Source organism: Paraburkholderia sp. J41, assembly GCF_905220235.1.
Lineage (GTDB): Bacteria > Pseudomonadota > Gammaproteobacteria > Burkholderiales > Burkholderiaceae > Paraburkholderia.
In genome coordinates this window covers 80,879-103,860 of sequence record NZ_CAJMZE010000005.1, presented here as the reverse complement: position 1 = coordinate 103,860, position 22,982 = coordinate 80,879, and the positions used below count along the sequence as shown (strand labels likewise).

Below are 22,982 nucleotides of genomic sequence, written 5' to 3'. Positions count from 1 at the left end.
CTCTTCCATCCCGCTCAGTCCTTCGCCATGCGCGAATTGATGCATTTCGCATCGTAATTCGAAATACCTGACGACGAATTCGCTTCGTGGGCCGAAACGGCCGCATCGCCGCAATCCTTTGATGATATTGTTGCCGATTAGCGTTGCCGAAACGGCACCGGCTTTTCATTCGATCGACCGGCTACGGGAAATCCCCTGGATGCAAGCGGGCGCGTCGCGAGACGTAAAGAAAGCCGCCGGGCCGCACGGGCCAGAACAATGAGCGACTCCATTCCGATGAATGTTTCGAGAAACTCGCAGCGATTCCGGCGAGCGTGGGCGTCGATGCGTCCGCGTTTCGTGCGCGCGTTCGCGCCTGCGCTCCGCAACCTGCAATACGTACAGCGCCGTATGCGGCCGCTCGCCGTGGTCGCGAGCGTGGGTTTCCCGCTGTATTACTACGTCTGGAAAGACCTTTTTCCGCAGCCCTATGAAAATCTCACGCTGCGATTGATCGGCTCGCTCCTGTTCTTGCCCATCCTGGCATTCGCTCACTGGCCGCAACCGCTCAAGAAATTACTGCCGTGGTACTGGTATTGCGCAACGCTCTATGCGCTGCCGTTCTTTTTCACCTTTATGCTGCTGAAAAACAACGGCAATGAAGTGTGGGTGGAAAGCGCGCTCATTGCCGCATTTGTCATGGTGCTGTTGCTCGACTGGCTCATGCTGGTTCTGCAATTTTTCGCGGGCATCAGTCTCGCGGTCATTGCCTATTGCCTGACCACCGACCCTATCGTGCTCGGGCCGAATTACCTCACGCATCTCGCGATCTTCTCGTTCGCGGTGGCGATCGGCGCCGTGGCCAATTACGATCAGGACCGCATTCAAATCGAACAGGAACGCGCGATGTTGGCCACCGCCGGCAGCGTCGCGCATGAATTGCGAACGCCGCTCGTGGCGATTCGCGTGGGCGCGGCGGGCCTGATGCGCTATTTGCCGGCATTGCTCGACACCTATCTACTCGCGCAACGTAATCGCCTCACGGTGCCGAGAATACGCGTGGCGCATCTTCATTCGATGCAAGGCGTGGTGAGCCGCATCGAGCAGGAAGCGCTCCACTCGAACGCCATTATCGACATGCTGCTCGCCACCGCTCGCTTTACGGGCGGCAACATGCAAAACGCAACAACGTGCTCGATTGCGCATTGCGTGGAAACGGCGCTTGCGCGTTTTCCCTTTCGCGAAGGCGACCGCCGCCGCGTGATCTGCAATCTGCGCCCCGATTTCCAGTTTCGCGGCTCCGAAATGCTCACCGTGCATGTCCTCTTCAATCTGATGAAAAATGCGTTTCGTCATATGGGCAGCATTGAAGGCGCGCAAATTTCCATTCGTCTTGAATCAGGGCAGCGCAGCAATCGACTGATTTTTAGCGACACGGGCACCGGTATTTCTTCTGAAGTCTTGCCGCACATCTTCACGCGCTTTTATACTTCCACAACCGCCACTGATGACGTAACGCTCGGAGCTGGAATCGGGCTGGCATTCTGCCGCGATGTCATGCAAGCGATGGGCGGAGCAATCACCTGCTCCTCCGTAAAAGGCGAATACACAGAGTTCGTTTTGACATTCCCAGCGCCATGACGAAAGCCATCCAACCCTTCTCGTATCCGACCACCGTCGCGTTCGTCGACGACAGCGCCGCGTTCCTCTCGAACCTGAGCCTGCAACTCGAACCCGACCTGGCGTTTCGCCTCTTCAGCTCGCCTACCGAGGGGCTGAAATACCTCAACGGGCATATGCTGCCCGACCCCATGCCGGAACCCATTTTCAGCGCTTACCTCGATCGCACCGAGGAAAACGATGCGCATCAGGTTATCGCCATGCGAGTGGATGCCATTCGCAGCCTTGTGCACAATCCCTCGCGCTTCAACTCGGTTTCGGTTGTGGTGGTCGACTACGACATGCCGGAGTTGAATGGCATGGAATTCTGCCGGCGCATCACGGACCCCTCCATCAAGAAGATCGTACTTACGGGTAAAGCCGACGAGCACGTCGCGGTAAAAAGCTTCAACGAAGGGCTGATCGACCGTTTCATTCGCAAACATGAAATGGATGCGGTGGAAACGCTCAATCAAGCCATTCGCGACATGCAGGGCGCTTATTTCGACCGTTGTTGCCGCACGGTACTGGATGCACTTTCCGTCTCCGAATATGCCTTCCTGAAAGACAATTCGCTTGCGGCGCACGTCAAGGGCATTTGCGATTCACTCGGCATTGTCGAGCACTATCTTTCTTATCAGCCGCACGGCCTGTTGATGTTCGACGGCGAAGGCACCGCCTACCTTCTCATCATCCACACCGAAGAATCGCTGCGCGGAGTGCGTGAAATTGCCGTTGAGCAAGGAGCGCCCGCGAGCTTTCTCACTGAACTCAACTCGCATCGCAGTCTGCCCTATTTCTGGCGCACCGAAGGCTACTATCCCGCGCAATGCAGGGAATGGCAGCCTTATATGCACCCTGCATCGGTATTCCAAGGCGACCGGCGTTACGTCTATGCGATCGTCAAGAAGCCGGCCGGTCTCGCGCTCGACAACGTCATGCCCTACGACCGCCATCTCGATCAGCTCGACCGCGACATTCAGGCGGCTTGGGACCCGCATTGAGTCATGCGGGTCCACGCCTGAATTCACTCACGGCTTTCGATCAAGCCGCCACGGCAACCATCGGCATATTCACTACCGGCTGCGGCGCGCGCGGCCGCGTGCGGCCTGCGCGTTCATTGCGGCGCGTCGACGGCCAGTTCCTCATTTGTACTTCGTCGCGAATCTCTTCGCACACGTCCACAAGGCGTTCGAGTTCCTGCTCGCTCAACGTCGCGTTGATCGACAAACGCACCAGCGAACGATTCTGCGCAGTAGCCGGCGCGCAGAATACCGACCCGAAGATGCCGCGCTTTTCGAGTGCATCGCGCAATACGATGGTGTCGGGTTCGGCCCCCGCTTCCAGCGCGACGATCTGCGTTTCGCTGCCGTTCAGGTTGTAGCCGAGTTCGGTCAGACGCGCGCGCACGTATCGCGCATTCGCCGCGAGACGTGTGCGCCGCCAGTCGTCGCGCTCGATCACGTCGAGCGTTGCGGCGAGTCCCATGACTTCGTGCGGCAACAGCGTGGAACTGAAAATCGCGGGAAGCGCCTCGCATTTGAAATATTCCTGAAACCGGCGCGAACAACTGATAAAGCCGGCACGGCCCGCAAATGCCTTCGCGAGACTCGCAGTGCGAAAGTGGACGCGATCAAGGAGACCGAGTTCCGACACCATTCCCGCCCCGTGTGGACCATGCGTTCCGAGCGAATGAGATTCATCCACCACGAGCACGCAATCATGTTCGGCGCATACGTCCGCAATGGCGGCGAGCGGCGCCACACTGCCGTTCGTGCTGTACACCGAATCGACGATCACCACGCCCGCGCCGTAGCGCTGAATGCGTTGCTCCAGATGGTCGACATCGTTGTGAAAGAAACTGATGGCGCGCGCGCCCGCGCTGCGAATGCCTTCCCAGAGCGACATGTGCGCCATCATGTCGACATAAACCGGCGTTTGCGCATTGGCGATCGACTGAATGAGCCCGGTATTCGCGGCGAATCCGGATTGACACAACACGCCCGCCTCCGCGCCCATGAAGGTCGCAAAGCGGTCTTCGAGCTTGAGTTGAGGACAATCGTCACCGTGCAGAAACACACCCGACATCAATAAGCCATTGCCTTCCGATCGAATGCTCATGCACATAGCATCGAGAATCTCGGGGTGCCGCGCAATCGAAAGATAGTCGTTGCTCGACAAATGCAGGGCGCGCGCGTCGGCAACGCGTCCTTTCATAATGTGTCCCCCGGCCCAGCTTTCCTGCACGCGTTCGGTGTAGTACCGATCGACACGCGCTGCGAGAAATGCGGGCAATGCCGCGTCGTTGTTGTGTGCGCTACGCCAGTTGCTGCCAACTTTCATCTCAGGCTCCTTGTGGTTGATGGCGGCCACCCGAAGGCGACTTGACTCGTCGAAGAACTCTCCCGGGAAACCGCCCCGTAGTTCGCCCATACCGGAACGCCGCGCACGGCAATGCATGGCGGTCGGGCCCGTTTGGGCGTTTGAATGCGGATGATGCAATGACTGGCGAGCGCGTCCGTCGCGGCGCCGAGCGGATAGACCAGTCGGCGGCGCCAGAGCACGCCTGAATGCATTTGAATGCGGCGCGCCACCGCGCACTTCAGATTCGCGGCGCTGCTGGAAAGGTTGTCGTGCCGATGTCGCGTGCGCTTTGCGGCACCGGGTTTGCATCGACAATATCGCGCTTTGTCGAGCGGCAACCTCCAACGCAAATTCGAAAAATCATGCGGACGCCAGGCGCCGCCCGCAGGCGCCTTCATATCCGCACGAATCGCGCATCGCGTGATCGCCACTGGTCACAAGAGAAGTAACGCCTGCAAAAAAAGGTGGCGCGCCACTCAGGTTTTTTACCCCGAATACGTGATGCAGCAAGAGAGGCTGCACGCATCGTCTGTCGCGCCATTGATAATTATCGTTTAAAAACAGCGGCGTTATGACTTTTCGTATCGGACAACTATGCGTTGCGCATGGTGATTTCACGCGCTAAGAGGGGAAGAACACCAAGCAATCTAACTCACTCAATCAAAACGCATGACGACTGAGTTGCAAAGTGCCCTTCAGGCAGCAACCACGCGATCGCGGCCGCGAGTCTTGGCGAGATAAAGCGCGGCATCGGCGCGCGCCATTAACGTGGCGAGCGTGTCGCCTTGTTGCAATTCGTCGACGCCGGCGCTGAACGTGAGACCTTCCTGGGAGCCCAGTTCCTCCTGGCTCGCATTGACGTCGGCATCGCGACGTACGGCCAATATCGAGGCACGCAGATCGTCGAGCCGGCGCATGGCGTCCTCGCGGGTTATATCCGCGAAAAGCACCGCGAATTCTTCTCCGCCCAAACGTCCAAACAGGTCCGACGCGCGCACGCCGCTCTTTACGATGCGCCCGAATTGCGCGAGCACGCGATCGCCGGTTGCATGACCGAAGCGGTCGTTCACGGCCTTGAAGTGGTCGATATCGACAATCGCCAACGTAAGGCGCCGCTTTTTAGCGCGTGCGCTTTCGAGAAGCGTGCCGGCTTGCGAGAGAAAGGCGCGGCGTGTGAGTGCGCCAGTCAGTTCGTCGAGATTGGCGAGCCGTTCGAGCCGCTCGGCCATGCGATCGTGCGCGAGCAGCACCATGCCGATCGACAACGAAGGCAGCACGAGAATACCCAACGCCAGCCATGCCACGTTGAGCGGAGTGAAGTCGAGCAAGCCGTGTTGCTTGACGAATCCGCTACCGTACATGAGACCGCGCAACGCATGCGCGAATGCGCCCAGCCACGCGGACAGCATGACGAAGCGATAGCTGTAGACGGGCCGCGCGGGCGGGCGGCAACGCAATGCGAGCCAGCCAATCGAGGTATAAATCGCCGCGTGGAATGCCGAAACCACTGCAATGCGGGCACCGAGATCGGGTTCGACCCAATACCACCAGACAATGCCGAACGCGAGTGCCGCACATCCCGCATAGGCGAGCGGCACGCGCGGACGCAAGCCGAAAAATTGCCGGCACCCTTCGAGCACGCGCACGATGGCAAGCGCGAGCAAGGTATTCGATACGAACACCGTGAGAACCGGCACGCCGAGCCGTTGCAGCCCGGCAAGCAGCAGCGCGACGCTGGCCATTACGTAAGCGCCGATCCAACGGCTTACGCCGGGAATACGCGCTGGCCGCAGCGAGCCGAGAATGGCCAGGCTCATGATGCTCGATAGCACCGTGACAAGAAGAATGTTGACCGGATCTAGCATGAACGACGGTTCGTACCGGGTTCGGCGAACGCACCACAAGAAGGATAAGCGCGGGATGCCAATTGAATGACCGGTCTGAGGATATACGTCCGTTTACGGCACTTCACCAAAAATCTTCAATATTTCCGGTGCTTTTCAGTACCTAAATGGTAATCGGAAAATAATGCCGATTGCGAGTTGGAATTACGCGCGAATGCGGTGCTAAAAACCGGGAACAGAAGTTAACTTCGCTGCATTGCAACTCAGGTATGGGGCCTGCGCTAGCGAATCCAATCTGAAAGGAGATGCCGATGACTTCCGTATCCGGTTCCCACTCACCCGCGCAGTCGCGCGCCCACGCGAATGCGCTTGCGGATCGCGTGCGGCTTGCGCTGCGACTCGTCACCTGGCCTGCGCATCCTCGCACCTTGATCGACTGCGCCCAGCAAAGCAATGCCGGAAGCGAAGTCATCGAAGCCTTGCGCGGCCTGCCGGACGAGGCATTCGGCAGTTTCTCCGAAGTGTCCGCGTCGATTGCGGCCTCCCAGATGAGCACCAACGCCTCGCCGCCCGATGCCACGCCTCATTGAACGCGCCGCTCAAGCGCCACTCGGCAAACGGGAACGAAAATTGCGCACCGGCGTTCGATCGCCGGGTGTTCTCGGCCCGCGACAACGCTCGCAAAAACAAAGGCCTGGCCGCCACGATTGGCCACGCCGCTCAGGTGAACGACGTATGGCTACTGTATTACTCGTGGACGACGATACCAACGCCCTCGATGCACTGAAGGAACTCGTGGGCCAGGAAGGCTACCGGGTCAGAACCGCGGCGGACGGTTCCGACGCACTGCAAAGCGCACTCGACGATCCGCCCGACGTGGTGATCTCCGACTGCATGATGCCGCGCATGGACGGCCTCGAATTGATGCGCGAGATGCGCCGCAACAACCGGCTTGCGGACGTCCCGCTCGTTCTCGTTTCCGCGCTGGTCACGCCGCCGCCGGACGCCAACGTCGTAGGCTTTCTTCGCAAACCGTTCGCCGTATCGCAGTTGCTCGATATTCTGCATCGCGTCGCGACGCCCTAGAACACGCCGCGTTGCAACTCAGCGAACAGATGTGGCGTAAATGCTTCGTCATCCTGATCAAGTTGCCCGGCACGTCGCATGCGCTTGACTCCGTAACAGGCCGCTCCATTATATGGATCGAACCCTAACTCGCATTGCCGCAAGGTAATGCGTCTTTCCCTACGGAGGATCGTATGAGCGAATACTCAGGCCGCTCGCACGACGAGCGTATTGCCCAACGCAAGGGCGAAAAGCAGCGCGCACAGGAGCCGCCGGGCGGCGAGATGGCGGTTCATGGCACAGCGCCCGACACCCAGCACAGCAGCGGCGAACTTTCGCAACAAGGCAAGGACGTTTGGCGTCGCGGAGCCGGCATCGACGGCGGCGGTAGCAGCGACTAAAGCCGAACTCTGAACCCGGCCAACTGAACCGGCACCTGAAGCCCATTCGCAAACAGGAGAAGATCATGGCCTACACCCCTACCCCGAGCAACTCACTCACCACCGACAGTAACGGCGCGCGCATCGTGGGCGACGAACGTTCGCACACTGCTGGCCCCGGACCTTCCGTCATGGCAGCCAGCACGCTGGAGGGCGACCGCGTATTCAGCTCGGACGGCGAAGAAGTCGGCAAGGTAAAAGACATCATGCTCGACGTGCAGGACGGCCGCATTGCCTATGTGGTGATGTCCAGCGGCGGCTTTCTCGGCATCGGCGACAAGTTTCTCGCCGTGCCCTGGAACGCGCTCACTCTTGACGCCGGCCGCAAATGCTTCGTGGTGGATCTCACTTCCGAGCGTGTGAAAAATGCACCGGGTTTCGACAAGACCCAGTGGCCTTCCATGGCCGATCGCACGTGGGCCAGCTCCGTGCATCAGTACTATGGTCGCGAACCCTATTGGAGCACCCCGCGCAGCGGCCTGCCGCTGGAGGAACCCGGCGAACCGCCGGAAGCGGGCGGCGTGAAGCTATAACGCCCAGCTCCGATACGCGGTGACGGACAGCGCCGGCCTTCGAGCCGGCGCCGTCACATGCGGATCGAAAACGCCACGACCGTTCGCGACTTCGCAGTTGCTGGCGAGGATGTGCAAGCGTGCCGCTCGTGGTACGCTTCAAACTCCGATCCTTTCAGTCGCGGTATAGTTTCATGGCTACTTCGTCTTTCATCAGCACCGGCGTCGAGTACGGTTTGCATTGCCTGCTTTTTCTCGCCGGCACTTCCCCAGGCGTGCGCGAAGCGAGCGTGCGCGACCTTGCCGAAATGCAAGGCGTACCGGTCGACTACGCTGCAAAACTATTCACGCGGCTTGCAAAAGCAGGACTCGTTGCCTCGACAGAAGGCGTTCGTGGCGGCTTCGCGCTCGCGCGGCCCGCGCATCAGATCAGCGTTCACGACGTGGTGGCCGCTATCGACGGCGACAAATCGCTTTTCGATTGCCGCGAAGTACGCGCGCAGTGCGCGCTGTTCGACGATCCCGCTCCGGCGTGGGCCACGCGCGGCACTTGTTCGATTCATGCCGTCATGCAAGCCGCCGAACGCGCCATGCGCGAAGAACTCAAGCAGCACACGCTCGCCGACCTCGCCTCGCGTGTTAACGCCAAAGCGCCCGTTTCGCACGGGCGCCATGTGGTGGAATGGTTCAGCGACCGCGCCTCTAACCGGCGCGGCGACCGCTGATTTTTAGTCAGGATCGCGAATCAAACTGCAAGCGAATCAGGCGACCACGACGCGGCGCGGGTCGGCGGCCGCCAACACTTCCTCACGTTCGGCACGCGGCGGATAAATCCACTCCGTGTTGATGCGATGCTTGAGCTGCTTCGCCTCCTTGCCCTGAAGCTTCACTTCGCGCTCCCATCCTTCCGTATACACCGCACCCCACGGCCCCAGGTCGAGACACGTCACGTACTTCGGTTGGCTATAAGGAATCGCTTCAAGCCCCAGCAAATCGGCTGCAACGTTGTGACCCGCCGAGCGGCCCAGATTCATTGCATGCTGACACGACATCAACGTGTGATTGCCTTCGTCGTCGGTGGCCGCGCACGCCACGTCGCCCGTCGCGTACACGCCTGGCACACCTTCCACCGCGAGTGCGCGGTTGACATAGAGGCGTCCGGCCGCATCGCGTCGCGCGGGAATCTGTTCGGTGAGCGTGCTCGCGCGCACGCCGCCGGTCCAGATGACCGTGCTTGCCTCGATGCGGGTGCCGTCCTCCATCGTCACGCCATGATTATCGACAGCCGCTACCCCCTGGCCGAGACGCCAACTCACACCCAGTTCGCGCAACGCTTCTTCAATGACGGGCCGCGGGCCCGGTCCCAGGTCGGGCCCGATCGCGTTGTTGCGCTCGACGATAATGACGTTGACGTTCGCATGCTCGCCGAGCACTGCACGCAGCCGGGCCGGCATTTCAGCCGCGGTTTCGATGCCGGTAAAACCGCCGCCCGCTACCACGACCGTATTGCGCGCGGCCGTGTCCGGCGCGGTGGCGAGCGCGCGAATATGGGCTTCGAGTTCGGCGGCCTCGTCGGTTTGATCGACGCTGAATGCGTGCTGCGCTACCCCCGCGATGGCCGGGCGAAACAAACGGCTGCCCGAAGCCAGCACGAGCCGGTCGTACTGCATTGTCGAAGCCGCGCCGTCCACCGTCGTCAGTTCGACTTCACGCCGGTCGACATGAATGCGCTCAACCACGCCTTGCACGAAATGCACGCCCACCGCATCGAAAATGTCGTTGAGCGGCGCTTTCATGTTCGCCGCGCCCTCCTCGTACAGCCGCGGACGCACGTGCAAATGCGGGTCCGGCGCGACCAGCGTGACTTCGACGTCCTTCCTGCCGGCTTCGTCGATCAGACGCGCCGCGCTCAAGGCGCTCCACATGCCGGCAAATCCGGCCCCGATAATCAAAATGCGCTTCGGCATGACTCATTCTCCCAAGGCGCCGCAGTCGATGCGGCGCATAACTACGATTCTATGAGTCGCCGTTAAGAAGCGCAAGCCCCTGCCCTGGAAACGCAGTGTTGAAAAATCAGGCGACGCGAGGAGCGCGTTCAGATGTACAAGCGGCTGGCGCGAAGGCGCGGACGAAACGAGGCGATAACGCGAGATTCAAGCGAGAGCGAGAGCGAAAAGGCGCGCGTTGACTCAACGCGCGCCTTTTCAATACGAAACAACGCTTACGGTCAGCGTCGCACGACACCCATGATCAACGTGACCAGGAAGATCACGAGGAAAATGAAGAACAGGATCTTGGCGATGGAAGCGGCGCCTGCCGCAATGCCGCCGAAGCCGAACACGGCCGCAATGATCGCGATGATGAAGAAAATAACTGCATATTGAAGCATGGTTGTCCTCCAGTCGTCGGTTTCGGATAAACGGTTCGATAACTCCTGCCGTGAACCTTTAGCAATCGCGATGCCTGAGCGGCGATGCGTGCCTGCCACGGCGTTTCGAGCAGTAACGCAAGGCGCGTGCCGCGTAGGCGGGAATCGACGGACGAATGGTTAATGCGGCGGCGGGACAGCGAGGCGGGCGTGAAGCTGCTCCGCGATCAGGCAGTGTGCGGATGCCAGCCGTTACGCTGGAATGCCGTGGAGAAAAACAGCACCTGGTAGCGAATGGAATTCGCCCAGTAATTCCAGTCGTGGCCGCCGGGGCGTTCCGCATAGTCGTGCGGCACGCCGAGTTCGACCAGCTTTTCGTGCAGCATGCGGTTCGACTGCACGAAGAAGTCGCTCACGCCGCAATCAATAGTGAGCGCAATATGCGCGTGCTCGAAGGCGCGTGCGTTTTCGACAATGGCATTGCTGTTCCAGAACGAAGCGTGCCGCGCGGGATCGCCGAACACGTCGGAAATGCCGGGCTCGTCCTCGCAGTTGCGTGGATCGACGGCGCCGCTGATACTGCCCGCCGCGCCAAATGTGTCGCGCCGGTCGAGCGCAATGCGCAGCGCTCCGAATCCGCCCATGCTCAACCCGGTAATGGCGCGTGCGTCGCGCGTGGCCAGCGTGCGGAAATGCGTATCCACATACGAAACCACTTCGCTGCCGACATAGGTTTCATAACGGCTGCGCGGATCGAACGGACTGTCGATGTACCAGCTCTCGTGACCGCCGTCGGGCATCACGAGTATGACGTGATAGCGGTCCGCGAGTCTGCCTATTTGTGTGTTCGCCGTCCAGTCGGCGTAATTGCCGCCCGAGCCATGAAGCACGTAAATCACGGGATAACGTGCGGCTTTGCCGTCTCGCGCGTAGTCGTCAGGCAATACGACCGTAGCGTCGAATGCCTGGTGCATGGCCGCGCTGGGAATGGAAACAATACGCGTCTGAAACGCGAATGCGGGGCGAGTAAGAAAAGCCCCAAAAAGCACCGCCAGAACTAACCAGCCTGTACGCACTTGGGTCATGAGAAGTCGCTCTTGTGTTGACTGTCACGAAAGGCCACGGCTTCCGTTGACTCTAACAAGGGCCACTTACAACCAAATTTCAACTCAGCCTACGGAACGTCAGCTTTCATGCGCCGTGGGTCGAAATGCATGCTTTTGTTCGCTATGTGGGAAAGTGGCAAGAAAATGGCCCGACGGAATGCCGAGCCGCATATCGAATCATGTTCCCAAGTCAGAAATTGAAGTTGTCGATGTTCGAAGCGTCGAACGTCGTGGGCGGTCCGAGAATCACTTCGCCGCTCTTGCCAATGGTGCGCTTGCCGAGTTTGCCCGCATCGAACGATTCGCCTTCCTTCCCCGTGATCGTGCCCGAAGCGAGATTCGCCGCCGCATACGCGGCAAGGTAGCCGAGTGCGCCCGGGTCCCACAACTGGAACGCCTTGACGGTGCCGTTCTTCACGAACGCGCGCATCTGGTTCGGCGTGCCGAGCCCCGTCACGGCGACCTTGCCCTTGCTCGACGAACTGGAGATGTAACGCGCGGCCGCCGCAATGCCCACCGAAGTCGGCGCTACGATTGCCTTCAGATTCGGATACGCCTGCAACAAGCCCTGCGTTTCCACGAACGACTTCTGGTCGTCGTCGTTGCCGTAGGCAATCTTGACGAGCTTCATCTTCGAATACTCGGGCTTTTTCAATTCCTCCTGCATCCACTTGATCCACGTATTCTGATTCGTCGCGTTGGGCGTTGCCGAGAGAATCGCGAATTCGCCTTCGCCGCCAATCAGTTTCGAAACGAGTTGAATCTGGCCGCGCCCAATGCTTTCCGCATTCGCCTGATTCACGAAAATTTGCCGGCCTTCCGGCGCGGTATCCGAATCGAACGTGACGACCTTGATTCCCTGCGCCATTGCGCGCTTGAGGTAAGGCACGACCGCGTTCGCATCATTGGCGGCGATCACGATGGCGTCTTGATGCTGCGTGGTGAGCGTATTGATATACGAAACCTGCGAGGACGCGCCGGCGTCCGAGGGACCGACCACCTTCCCATCGCCCTTGAACTCCTTGATTGCGTCCATGCCGCCGTTATCGGCGATCACTTCGTAAGGGTTGTTGATCTGCTTGGGCACGAAGGCGATCTTCAGCCCTTCCTTTATGCCGGCAGCGTGCGCCGCAATACCGCCGCCCATTAGCATTGCGCACACTAAAGCCGCGCAAACGTGACGTACTGGCTTTCTCATGAGTTGTCTCCTCGATGGATACCGGAAGCATCCGGTTGATTGACTGCCTTCTTTTATCCTTCCCCTTCCTCTTTTAATCGTTCACGTTGCTCGCGCGAGCGCACGCCGGTCACGCAGGGTGCGCCAGCGCGCCGCGAGATTCGGAATCAACACGGAGGCGAGCAACAACGCGCCGGTCACGATCGTGAGCGTTTCGCTCGATACGTCCGCGAGCGTCAACGCATTCTTCAGGATTCCTACGATCAACAACGAGAGCAGCACGCCGTACATCGAGCCGCGTCCGCCAAAAATGCTCACACCGCCGAACAGCACCGCCGCAATCACCGACAATTCAAATCCCTCACCGTTGTCGCCCCGTGCGCTCGTAAAGCGAAGCGTGTAGATAATGCCGGCAAGCGCGCTCATCACACCCGACAAAACAAAGAGACGTAGCTTGATTTTCGGCACGTCGATGCCGGAGAACGACGCCGCCGTGCTATTGGCGCCAATCGCGTACAAGCTTCGTCCGAACGCCGTGGCTTGCAGCATGACCGTAAAGAGAACGGCGCACGCCGCCACGATCAAAAACGGCAGCGGAATAAACGTGCTGCCCAGCGTGTTCATGCCGAACAGCGTATATTGCGGCGGGAAATCCGCAATCGCCTGATCGCCGAGCAGCACATAGGCGAGGCCGCGAAATAGCGCGAGCGTGCCTATCGTTACTGCAAGCGAAGGCAGGTTGAGCTTCACGATCACGAGTCCGTTGAACAGGCCCGCAAGGCCGCCCGCGACGAGCACGAGCGCCATCGCGACCGGCATCGGCACGCCCATATGCCAAAGCACGCCGAGCAAGGCGCTCGACGCACCCAGCACCGAAGCCACGGAAAGGTCGATTTCCGCGGCGACGATAATGAGCGTCATCGGCAACGCCATGAGCGCGACTTCGGTGAGATCGGCAAGCACGTTGCTGAGGTTCGCGCCGCTCAGGAATACCGGCGACAGCACGCGTCCCACGCCGAGCGAGACGACGAGAATGACGACGAGCAGCGTCTCCCAGCTAAGCGGCAAGCCTGGCTTGCGGGTGAGCAGCGCCGTGTCGGGTTTGTTGTTAGCCATGGTCGCGTTTCCTCATCATGCGCTTTGCCACGGAGCGGGCAAGCAAGGTATCGGCGGCGATGGCGGCCACGATGAGCGCGCCCTCGATTGCCTGCTCCCAGAACGGCGAGACATGCAACACCACGAGCGCGATGCTGATTACGCCCAGCACGAGCGCACCCAGCGTCGCGCCGAGTATCGTGCCCACGCCGCCGGTGATCGCCACGCTGCCTACCACCGCGGCGGCCACCACCTGCAACTCGATGCCTTTCGCCGTGCTCGCATCGACCGTGCCGAATCGCGCGAGCCACAGCGCGCCGGCAAAACCCGCGATTGCGCCGCTAATCATGAAGCCGGTTGCCACCCGCCGCTCCACGTTGATGCCGGCAAGCCGGGCCGCTTCGGGATTCGAGCCGATTGCGTAATATTCGCGGCCGGGCCGGAATTGCTTGAGGTAGACCGAAAGTGCGATCAGCACCACGACTGCGATCAGCGCAAGCGCAGGCACGCCGAGCAGCGACCCGGTTGCAAGCCGTGAGAAGGCATCGGGCAAGCTCGTTGCGTTGATCTGGCCGCCGTGGACCCACGCATAATCTGCACCCCGAAATATATAGAGTGTGGAAAGCGTCGCGACCAGCGAGGGCACGCGCCCAACCGCCACAAGCAGCGCATTGATAGCGCCCGCCACAAGGCCGATCGCCAGCCCCGCGAGCAATGCCACCATCACCGGCATATGGGGAAACGCCACATACAAACTGCCCACCGCATAGGCGCTAACGCCGACCGTCGATCCCACCGAGAGATCAATATGACGCATCAGGATCACAATCGTCATGCCCGCCGTCAGCAAGCTGATGATTGAAACGTTGAGCAATACGTCGCGCAAATTTTGCAGATTGAGAAACTGCGGCCGCGCGAGCGAGGTGCCGCCGATAATAATAAGCAGTACGATGAAAAGCGTGGTCTCGCGGCTTTTCGCTAACGCTTCGACGAACGATCCCGCGTTGCGCCGCCGCGATCGCGGCTCGCCGCCTTGCAGCGAGTGAGGTGAAGTCGAATGGCGAATCATGCGGCGTGGCCCAGATGAATGTTGCTCTGACCGAGTGCGGCGCTCATGATGCGCTCCTCGTTGGCGTCGGCGCGGGCGATATCGGCGGTAATGCGGCCTTCGTGCATGACCAGCACGCGGTCCGCCATGCCGAGCACCTCGGGCAGTTCGCTGGAAATCATCAACACGGCCATGCCTTCGCGAACGAGTTCGGTGAGCGCGCCATAGACTTCCGCCTTCGCTCCCACGTCGATGCCGCGCGTGGGTTCGTCGATGATCAACACTTTCGGCCCCGTTGCGAGCCACTTGCCGAGCACCACTTTCTGCTGATTGCCGCCCGAAAGCGTGCCGACCGGCGCGTTCAAATCGCTCGCCTTCAATTGCAGGCGCTTGCCCCATTGCCCGGCGAGTTGAGCTTCACGCGCCGCCGAAATCATGCCGAAGCGCACGAGCCGCCCGAGCACCGTGAGCGACGCATTGCGCGCGATGCTCAGCTCAAGCGCGAGCCCCTGTTGACGGCGGTCCTCGGGCACGAGCGCAAGCCCAGCCTTCACTGCCGCCGCGGGCATGCCCAAGCCGAGCGGCTTGCCTGCGATCTGAATTTGCCCCGCGTCGCAGGAGTCGATACCGAAGATCGCGCGCGCCACCTCGCTCCGGCCCGCGCCCACGAGTCCGGCGAGCGCGACGATCTCGCCGGCGCGCACGTCGAACGAAATGTCCTTGAACACGCCGCGCCGGGTGAGTCCGCGCACGCGCAGCATGATGTCACCGGGCGCGACTTCGGCTTTCGGATAGAACGTTGCAAGATCGCGGCCCACCATTTTCGCCACGATGTCCTGCGTTTTCAGCGTGGAAGTGGGCGCATCGGACACCTTCGCGCCGTCGCGCATGATCGTGACGTGCTGCGTAAGCGCGAACACTTCCTCGAGCCGATGCGTGATAAAAAGAATGGCCACGCCGCGATCGCGCAGCGTTCGTGCAATCGTGAAAAGCCGCTCCACTTCGGGCATCGAGAGCGCCGCCGTGGGTTCGTCCATGATCAGCACATTCGCGTTGAGCGAGAGCGCCTTCGCAATTTCGATTACCTGCTGGTCCGCAATCGAAAGACCGCGCACCAGCCGTTCAGGTTTCAGGTCTACGCCCAGAGAGTCGAGCAGCACGGCCACTTCGCGATGCATGGTGTCGTAGTCGATGCGGCCAATGCGATCAATGGGCTGCCGCCCCATGTAGATGTTCTCGGCGATGGAGAGATCGAAGAACAGCGTGGGTTCCTGATAAATCACGGCGATACCGGCGTCGCGCGCCTGGGCGGGCGTCGTGAACTGACACGCCACGCCGTCGATGCGCATCTCGCCGCCATCGGGACGATGCACGCCCGCAAGTATCTTCACGAGCGTCGATTTGCCCGCGCCGTTCTCGCCCAGCAACGCGTGTATTTCGCCGGGCATCAACCTGAGGCCGCCGTCGACGAGCGCGCGCACGCGCCCGAACGACTTGCTTGCGTTACGCAATTCGAGCCGCGGCGTTACCGTGGCTTCCTGCTTTGCTTCTGCTTCCACGCCTGTCTCCGTCGTTATGGTTGCGCTCGCAATCAGATGCGGTAAACGCGTTCGGCATTGGTGCGAAACAGCGCCGCCTTCTCGGCTTCGCTCGCGTCGCTCATGATCGACGCATAGGCGTGCCAAAGCTTCGCATACCCGCCGAACAAGCGATCGACAGGGAAGTTGGAAGCGAACATCGCGCGCTCCGCACCGAACGCGTCGATGGTTTCCAGCACGTACGGCCGCAGACTTTCCCGGCTCCATGCGTGATCGAACATTGCCAGCCCGCTGATCTTGATGCTCACGTTCCGGCAAGAGGACAACGCGCGCAATCCTTCGCGCCATGCACGCCAGCCGGCCGCGCTGTTGCGATCCACGAACATGCCCGCGTGATTGACGATGAACTCGATCCCCGGATGCGCGCGTGCCAACGCCGCGGCTTCTTCCATTTGCGAGGGATAAAGTTGCAAGTCGAAAGAAAAGCCGTAACGCTCCAGCAACGCGAAATGCGCTTGCCATTTCGCTTCGCGCATAAAGTGGCGTCCCACATAGTCGTACAGTGGGTTCGCGTGTACGTTGAGAATCTGGCGAATGCCGCGCGTGCGGGAAAAATCGGCATGTTTCTCCAAAACGGCCGGCGCGCTTTCCGCGCTCAAGTCGCACGCAGCAACAATCGCATCGGGCAGAGCAGGCGTTTCGCCGGCTTGCGCGGCCTTATCCGCAATCGACTGAAGCCAGCGCGTTTCTTCAACGGGATCTTCGGGATCGTGATTCGCTTCGACATGGACGACTTTCAGCACCTCGATATCGCCCGCCTCCGCGATTAAATCGGCGGGCAGATAGTTATGCTTCAACTCGCGCGCATCGCCCACGAAAGACGTGCCCGGATTTGCGAGCCACGGGTAACGATGCGTATCGAGATCCCAGAAGTGAACGTGTGGATCGACAACCTGCATGACTGATTTCCTCGCGGACTTAAAGCCAGTTAGCGCAGATGAAATACGGGCACTAGCGCTTCTTGCAACGGCACGTTATGGGAGTCGGTTCGCATGATGTCGGCCATGTAATCCCACCATTTGCGCATGATGGGCAAATCGGGCAGCGCATTCATGGTGTGATCGTCGCGGCGATCGAGTATGGCGAAAAGCGCGTGCGTGCTTTCGTCGAGAAAGATCCGGTAATTGCTCACGCCTGCTTCGCGCAATGCACTCGCGAGTTCAGGCCAGATTTCGCGGTGGCGCCGCTCGTATTCGTCCCGCTTACCGGGGTCGAGCTGCATGCGAAACGCGATTGTCTCCATGTTCGTCTCCGTCCAGCGTCGTCGAGCCGGCTTTACCCGGCTATACCTACCTGGCGTTTGCCCTGGCGTCCCGAGGCGCGTTTCTGCGTGGATTACGGCAAGGTGATCCGACTATAATTCCCGCATTGATAGCCAACCAATCCGATGTTGGGATCGGGCGATACATAAACCGGATCGCCGGGGTTCGCATGCCTATGAATCATCAGACTGCCGTAGTCGCGCTCGTGAACCGGCTCCGGTTCAAGCATCTCGCCTTGCTCGTCGCACTCGACGACGCGCGCAACGTACACCAGGCCGCCGACGCCATCAACGTCGCCCAGCCCAGCGCGAGCCGCATGTTGAGCGATATCGAAGAAGCGTTCGGCTTCCGGCTGTTCGAGCGCAACGCTCGCGGCATGCAACCCACGGCGCTCGGCGTCGTCACGCTCGCTTATGCGCGCCGCGCGCTCGCCGAACTCACGCGCTTCGCCGAAGATCTCGACGTCAAACGGCGCGGCGGCCACGGCCAGCTCACGGTGGGCGCGATCATGGGCGCCGCGCCCGATCTGCTCGCGCAAGCCGTGGCCACGCTCAAAACCGAACGCCCGTTGCTGCACGTGCGCATTCTCGGCGAAACCAGCGACCAGGTCGTGCAATTGCTGCATCGCCGCGAAGTGGATCTCGCGCTCGGCCGGCTGACCACGCCGCTTCAGCACAACGATTTCAGCTTCGAACCGCTCGCGCGCGAAACGCTCGTGCTCGTTGTGCGCGCGCGTCATCCGCTGGCCAGGCGCGAACAGGTCACGCTCACCGAGTTGATGGACTGGCCGTGGGTTGCGCAACCGATCACGAGTCCCGCGCGCGAGCTTTTCGAAGGGGAACTCGCGCGCGCCGGCCTGGGCACGCCCGCGAACCTCACCGAATCGGCGTCCATCTTCGCCACGTTGCAATTGCTCGAAAGCTTCGACGCCGTGGCCATGCTGCCCGAGTCGGTCGTGCGCGATCACGTGCGCGGCAAGCTGCTGGTCGTGCTGCCGCTCGAAATCGGCAAGAGCCTGCCGGGCTACGGCGTGCTCACGCGCAAAAGCGAACCGCTTGCCGAGCCCGCCGAACATTTTGTCGGCTTGCTGCGGCGTTTTTCGCAACCCTTCAAGATGGACGGCGCCGCTCGCGACGGCGCACGTCCTGCCGCGCTTGTTGCCCACTAAGACCTCCTTTCGGCCGGTCATCAGGATCACTGAAGATTGACGAACAAGCCGCCGTCGACGAGCAACGCCGCGCCGGTCACATAGCGCGCGCGATCCGAAGCGAGAAACACCACGCATTCCGCCACGTCCTCGGGCGCGCCCAGGCGGCCCAGTGGAATGCGCTTTTCGAAGTACTCGCGTTTGCTCTCGTCGCTCAGATCCTCGGCGTTGAGATCGGTTGCAATGGTGCCGGGCATCACCGAATTGCAGCGAATGCCATACGGCCCGAGCGCGACGGCGCACGATTGCATCAACGAATGCACGCCCGCTTTGGTCGGCGTGTAGTGCGTTTGCATGCCGCCGCCCACGAGCGCGCTGATCGAACTGGTTGCGACAATCGCCCCGCCCGTTCCCTGCTCTTTCATTTGCCGTGCGACGGCTTGCGTGACGTAGAACGCGCCATTCAGATTCACGCCTATCGTGCGCTCCAGCACCGCCGGCGGCATGTCGAGGAACGAGTGAAACGGGCAGATGCCTGCATTGCTCGCCAGCACGTCCACCTTGCCGAAGCGTTCGACGGTCTGACGCACGAGATCCACGCCCGTTTGCGGCGCGGCGACATTGCCTTCCACGGCAATCGCGCGACGGCCCAGGCTCTCGATTTCGCCGAGCACTTCGCCGATGGCGGAACGCCGGCCGTATGAAGCGTCGTTATCGCCCCAGTAATTGATCGCGACGTCGGCACCCTCGCGCGCACTGGCAACAGCAATGGCGCGGCCGATGCCGCGCGACCCGCCGGTGACGATCACCACCTTGTCCTTGAGCAGCACGTTCTTCTCCTGGCTGGCGTTATTCGGTGCGTGAATCCGGTGCGCACCCTCAATGGTTATACGGCCGGGAAAGTTTGCAGTCCGGATTAAGCCGCACGCCGAATCCCGGCGTGTCCGGCACCTTCAATCGTCCCTTCACGGGGACCGGCTCATCGAGCAGCAACGGCGTGAACATCGGCACGACTTCATCGGCCTTGGGCGCCATCATCAGAAATTCCGCAAACGGCGAGTTATGACGCGTAACCACGAAGTGATAGCTATATACCGACGAGCCGTGCGGCACCACAAGCGTGTTGTGTGCGTCGGCGAGCGCCGAAATCTTGATGAGTTCGGTCATGCCGCCGCACCAGTTCACATCCGGCTGAATCAGATCGCAACAGCCCATTTCCAGCAGCATGCGAAAGCCCCAACGCGTGGCTTCGTGCTCGCCGGTGGACACCATCATGCCGCGAGGCACGTTGCGGCGCAGTTCCGCATAGCCCCAATAGTCGTCGGGCGGCAAACATTCCTCGATCCACTTGAGATCGAATTCGTGCGCGGCCTGCGCGAGCCGCGTGGCATATCGCACGTCGAGACTCATCCAGCAGTCGTACATGAGCCAGAAGTCGTCGCCCACGCGTTCGCGCATCGTCGCCAGCAATTCGATATTCTTTCGCAGTCCTTCCTCACCTTCCGCCGGGCCGTGCAACAGCGGCAATTTCCCGCCGACAAAGCCCATTTCCTTCGCGAGATCGGGGCGCGCGCCCGTTGCATAGAACGTCAACTCGTCGCGCACCGGGCCACCGAGCAATTGATAAACAGGCTCCTCGCGAAGCTTGCCGAGCAAGTCCCAAAGCGCGAGATCGACGCCCGAAATCGTGTTGAGCACGACGCCCTTGCGGCCGTAATAGAGCGTGGAGTAATACATCTGATCCCACATCTTCTCGATGTCGGTCACGCGCTGGCCTTCGAGAAAACGCGCGAGATGCTTTTCGACGATAAACGCGCCAATTTCACCGCCTGTCGTGACCGCGAAACCCACGGTGCCGTCGCTCGCCTCCACTTCCACCACGAGCGTGCCGAGCACGTCGATGCCGAACGAGCGGCGGCTTTGGCGATACTCGGGGTAGCGCGCCATCGGCGTGGAAATATGATCGTCGATCCAGTGACCGTCGGCCTGGTCGTGATAGTCGGCGCCGCCGCCGCGCACGGTGAACGCACGCACGTGTTTGATGGTTGGCATGGCCATGTGACGTAGCTCCTGGGTAGGGAATTAGCGCACGCGCGGTGCGGGCGGCTCGAACGAACCGGCTTCCCGCGTGCGATCGCGCGGCACGACAATGACGACGAGCAGCGCGGCCGCGAGGCTCGCGAGCCCAAGCAGTTCGAGTCCGGCCGCGTGCGAAGCAAAGCCGCGGTCGGCGGCGGCGCGCAACATGGGTGCGAAAAAACCGCCCAATCCGCCGAGCGAATTGATGAGTGCGATACCGCTCGCCGACGCCACGCCTGCGAGATCGTGCGCCGGAAACGTCCAGAACAGCGGTTGCGCGGCGATAAACCCGCTCGCGGCGCAGCACAGGCCAAGCATGGCGACAACACCGCCTGGCGTGCCGCCCGCACTGCCGGCAATGCCCGATACGACGATGCCGAGCCCCGACATCACGAGCAAACGCACTGTCCACGCGCGATGACTGCCCACGCGGTCGGCGCGGCGCGGCACGAACCAGGTGAGCGCAACGGCGCACAGCCACGGCACCGCCGCCAACAAGCCCACTTTCAAGCCGACTTTCGCGCCCACGATGGACGCCACCTGTTGCGGCAAAAAGAAAATCACGCCGTACACGCTCATTTGAATCAGCGCGTAGATCACGGCATACGCGAGCACGCGCCGATCAAGCAGCGCGGCGAATGCGTTGCCCGGACCCCGCACGGCGGCCTCGTGCGCGTCGAGCCGGATTGCCGCGCAGAGCGCGCGGCGTTCATCGGCATCGAGCCAACGGGCATCTTCCGGCTTGTCGACGAGATACCACCAGGCCCATACGCCCACTAACGATGCGAGCGCGCCTTCAACGAGGAAAAGCCACTTCCATCCCGCCAGCCCGAACGTGCCATGCAAATCAATCAGGAATCCCGACAATGGACCGCCGAAGATAAATGCGAGCGGCGCGCCGAAATAGAACACGCCGATGGCGCGCGCCCGCGCCGACTGCGGAAACCACTGCGTGAGGTAATAGATGATGCCGGGAAAGAAGCCCGCTTCGGCCACGCCCAACAGGAATCGCAACGCATAGAACGACGTGGGCGACTGCACCCAGGCCATGGCCGCGGAAACGAGCCCCCAGGTGACCATGATGCGGCACATCCAGACACGCGCGCCCACGCGATGCAGCGCGAGATTGCTCGGCACTTCGAACAGCGCATAGCCGACAAAGAACACCCCGGCGCCGAATGCGAATGCGGCATCGGAGAGCCCGGTGTCGCCTTGCAAGGCTTTTTGTGCGAAGCCGATATTCGCGCGATCCAGAAACGCGAGCACGTACATCAATAACAGGAACGGCAAGAGGCGGCGCATGGCCTTGCGGCCCGCGGCCTCCGCCAACGGCGATGTGACGGCTACCATCGGTGTCTCCAGTCCCATGGCGGCGCTCGCGTTGATAGCACGCGCCGTTATTGTGATTCGTACTGCGAATGACGTTGTCAATAAGTCGCGCGCCCGCCTGAAAGATCGAACACCGAGCCGGTGCTGAACGCGCAATCTTCGGAACAAAGCCACACGATCATCGCTGCTGCTTCATCGGGCATGAGAAAGCGATTCATGGGAATCTTCGAAAGCATGTAGTCGATGTGCTGTTGCGACATCGAATCGAAAATCTCTGTTTTGGCGGCGGCGGGCGTCACGGCGTTGACAAGAATGTTCTTCGTCGCGAGTTCCTTGCCGAGCGATTTGGTCAAGCCGATCAATCCCGCTTTCGAGGCGCTGTAGTGCGAAGCATTCGGGTTGCCTTCCTTGCCCGCCACCGAAGCAATGTTCACGATGCGTCCATAACCCGCTTCCAGCATGCGCGGAATCACGGCGCGGCAGGTCAGATACGAGCCGATCAAATTTACGTCGATCACGCGGCGCCATACGTCCACGGGCAATTCCCACGTCAGCCCGTTTCCGCCCGTAATGCCCGCGCTATTCACGAGCGCATGGATGTTGCCGTGCGCTTGTACGGTTTGCTGTGCGGCGGCTTCGACGGAGGCTTCGTCGGTCAGTTCCACTCGCACCACCGAAACCTTGCCCAACTCCGACAATTCCTTGCGCGAACGTTCGAGCCGTTCCGCGTCGATGTCCCACAGCGCGACGGCCGCGCCCGAACGCAATGCGCGCTGCGCCACCGCATAACCGATGCCGCGCGCGCCACCCGTCACCACCATCACGCGATCATTCAAATCAATCTGATTCATTGCGACTGTTCTCCTTATGCGCGGCTGCGCGGTGCGGTGCGTCGGCGTTGTTCACGAAG

The 22,982-nt window shown here is 61.1% G+C and carries 23 protein-coding genes; 8 read left to right on the top strand and 15 right to left on the bottom strand.

Annotation, left to right across the window (positions count from 1 at the left end; genetic code table 11):
- The first annotated feature begins 324 nt into the window (after positions 1-324).
- Together U5805_RS07010 and U5805_RS07005 are read left to right on the top strand one after the other, a co-directional pair.
- A complete protein-coding gene (locus tag U5805_RS07010) occupies positions 325-1,620 on the top strand; it encodes a HAMP domain-containing sensor histidine kinase (protein WP_322102728.1) in 1,296 nt (431 codons plus the stop codon).
- A complete protein-coding gene (locus U5805_RS07005; RefSeq protein ID WP_322102727.1) occupies positions 1,617-2,642 on the top strand; it encodes a response regulator in 1,026 nt (341 codons plus the stop codon). The genes U5805_RS07010 and U5805_RS07005 overlap by 4 nt, the downstream gene beginning before the upstream one ends.
- 40 nt (positions 2,643-2,682) lie before the next feature.
- Here the strand turns inward: U5805_RS07005 and cqsA are convergent, their stop codons facing one another.
- Both cqsA and U5805_RS06995 read right to left on the bottom strand, forming a co-directional pair.
- Positions 2,683-4,347, bottom strand: coding sequence for an alpha-hydroxyketone-type quorum-sensing autoinducer synthase (gene cqsA, locus U5805_RS07000; protein ID WP_322102726.1), 1,665 nt, complete (start codon positions 4,345-4,347; stop codon positions 2,683-2,685).
- 350 nt (positions 4,348-4,697) lie between these two features.
- A complete protein-coding gene (locus U5805_RS06995; RefSeq protein ID WP_322102725.1) occupies positions 4,698-5,867 on the bottom strand; it encodes a GGDEF domain-containing protein in 1,170 nt (389 codons plus the stop codon).
- A gap of 290 nt (positions 5,868-6,157) precedes the next feature.
- Between U5805_RS06995 and U5805_RS06990 the strand changes: the two genes are divergently transcribed.
- The 5 genes from U5805_RS06990 to U5805_RS06970 all read left to right on the top strand — a co-directional run bounded on the left by U5805_RS06990 (position 6,158) and on the right by U5805_RS06970 (position 8,588).
- Positions 6,158-6,436: a DUF2795 domain-containing protein gene (locus U5805_RS06990; protein WP_322102724.1), complete on the top strand. Its 279-nt coding sequence runs from the start codon at positions 6,158-6,160 to the stop codon at positions 6,434-6,436.
- 145 nt (positions 6,437-6,581) lie between these two features.
- Positions 6,582-6,932 (top strand): response regulator, encoded by a 351-nt coding sequence (locus U5805_RS06985; RefSeq protein ID WP_322102723.1) that lies wholly within the window; start codon positions 6,582-6,584, stop codon positions 6,930-6,932.
- 173 nt (positions 6,933-7,105) lie between these two features.
- Positions 7,106-7,312 (top strand): hypothetical protein, encoded by a 207-nt coding sequence (locus tag U5805_RS06980; RefSeq protein ID WP_322102722.1) that lies wholly within the window; start codon positions 7,106-7,108, stop codon positions 7,310-7,312.
- A gap of 65 nt (positions 7,313-7,377) precedes the next feature.
- Positions 7,378-7,884 (top strand): PRC-barrel domain-containing protein, encoded by a 507-nt coding sequence (locus U5805_RS06975; RefSeq protein WP_322102721.1) that lies wholly within the window; start codon positions 7,378-7,380, stop codon positions 7,882-7,884.
- A 173-nt stretch (positions 7,885-8,057) separates the two neighbouring features.
- Positions 8,058-8,588 carry an Rrf2 family transcriptional regulator gene (locus U5805_RS06970; RefSeq protein ID WP_322102720.1) on the top strand — a complete coding sequence of 177 codons (531 nt, stop codon included), beginning with the start codon at positions 8,058-8,060 and terminating at the stop codon, positions 8,586-8,588.
- 36 nt (positions 8,589-8,624) lie between these two features.
- Here U5805_RS06970 and U5805_RS06965 read toward each other — a convergent pair whose 3' ends face one another.
- The 9 genes from U5805_RS06965 to rhaM form a co-directional block, all read right to left on the bottom strand.
- Positions 8,625-9,830, bottom strand: a complete 1,206-nt coding sequence (locus U5805_RS06965; protein WP_322102718.1) for an NAD(P)/FAD-dependent oxidoreductase — start codon at positions 9,828-9,830, stop codon at positions 8,625-8,627.
- A gap of 260 nt (positions 9,831-10,090) precedes the next feature.
- Positions 10,091-10,252 carry a DUF1328 family protein gene (locus U5805_RS06960; RefSeq protein ID WP_158952528.1) on the bottom strand — a complete coding sequence of 54 codons (162 nt, stop codon included), beginning with the start codon at positions 10,250-10,252 and terminating at the stop codon, positions 10,091-10,093.
- 206 nt (positions 10,253-10,458) lie between these two features.
- Positions 10,459-11,316, bottom strand: a complete 858-nt coding sequence (locus tag U5805_RS06955; RefSeq protein ID WP_322102717.1) for an alpha/beta hydrolase family protein — start codon at positions 11,314-11,316, stop codon at positions 10,459-10,461.
- Between the two features lie 211 nt (positions 11,317-11,527).
- Complete coding sequence (gene rhaS / locus U5805_RS06950) at positions 11,528-12,535, bottom strand: rhamnose ABC transporter substrate-binding protein (protein WP_322102716.1); 1,008 nt, start codon at positions 12,533-12,535, stop codon at positions 11,528-11,530.
- Positions 12,536-12,616: 81 nt separating this feature from the next.
- A complete protein-coding gene (locus tag U5805_RS06945) occupies positions 12,617-13,630 on the bottom strand; it encodes an ABC transporter permease (protein WP_322102715.1) in 1,014 nt (337 codons plus the stop codon).
- Positions 13,623-14,678, bottom strand: coding sequence for an ABC transporter permease (locus tag U5805_RS06940; protein WP_322102714.1), 1,056 nt, complete (start codon positions 14,676-14,678; stop codon positions 13,623-13,625). Before U5805_RS06940 ends, U5805_RS06945 begins: the two co-directional genes overlap by 8 nt.
- Positions 14,675-16,216 (bottom strand): sugar ABC transporter ATP-binding protein, encoded by a 1,542-nt coding sequence (locus U5805_RS06935; protein WP_322102713.1) that lies wholly within the window; start codon positions 16,214-16,216, stop codon positions 14,675-14,677. The genes U5805_RS06940 and U5805_RS06935 overlap by 4 nt, the downstream gene beginning before the upstream one ends.
- A 32-nt stretch (positions 16,217-16,248) precedes the next feature.
- The gene (locus U5805_RS06930) at positions 16,249-17,154 is read right to left on the bottom strand and encodes an amidohydrolase family protein (RefSeq protein ID WP_322102712.1); all 906 of its coding nucleotides are present in this window, start codon (positions 17,152-17,154) and stop codon (positions 16,249-16,251) included.
- Between the two features lie 29 nt (positions 17,155-17,183).
- A complete protein-coding gene (gene rhaM / locus U5805_RS06925; protein ID WP_322102711.1) occupies positions 17,184-17,498 on the bottom strand; it encodes an L-rhamnose mutarotase in 315 nt (104 codons plus the stop codon).
- Between the two features lie 194 nt (positions 17,499-17,692).
- Here rhaM and U5805_RS06920 point away from each other — a divergent pair, with 194 nt between their 5' ends.
- Positions 17,693-18,685 (top strand): LysR family transcriptional regulator, encoded by a 993-nt coding sequence (locus U5805_RS06920; protein ID WP_322102710.1) that lies wholly within the window; start codon positions 17,693-17,695, stop codon positions 18,683-18,685.
- Positions 18,686-18,711: 26 nt separating this feature from the next.
- On the opposite strand, the gene U5805_RS06915 is transcribed toward U5805_RS06920, so the two are convergent.
- The 4 genes from U5805_RS06915 to U5805_RS06900 all read right to left on the bottom strand — a co-directional run bounded on the left by U5805_RS06915 (position 18,712) and on the right by U5805_RS06900 (position 22,923).
- Complete coding sequence (locus U5805_RS06915; protein ID WP_322102709.1) at positions 18,712-19,494, bottom strand: SDR family NAD(P)-dependent oxidoreductase; 783 nt, start codon at positions 19,492-19,494, stop codon at positions 18,712-18,714.
- A 49-nt stretch (positions 19,495-19,543) separates the two neighbouring features.
- A complete protein-coding gene (rhmD, locus tag U5805_RS06910) occupies positions 19,544-20,722 on the bottom strand; it encodes an L-rhamnonate dehydratase (RefSeq protein ID WP_322102708.1) in 1,179 nt (392 codons plus the stop codon).
- A gap of 24 nt (positions 20,723-20,746) precedes the next feature.
- Positions 20,747-22,093, bottom strand: coding sequence for an MFS transporter (locus tag U5805_RS06905; protein ID WP_322102707.1), 1,347 nt, complete (start codon positions 22,091-22,093; stop codon positions 20,747-20,749).
- A 77-nt stretch (positions 22,094-22,170) separates the two neighbouring features.
- Entirely contained in the window at positions 22,171-22,923 is a 753-nt protein-coding gene (locus tag U5805_RS06900; protein WP_322102706.1) for an SDR family NAD(P)-dependent oxidoreductase, read from the bottom strand.
- Positions 22,924-22,982 lie beyond the last annotated feature (59 nt).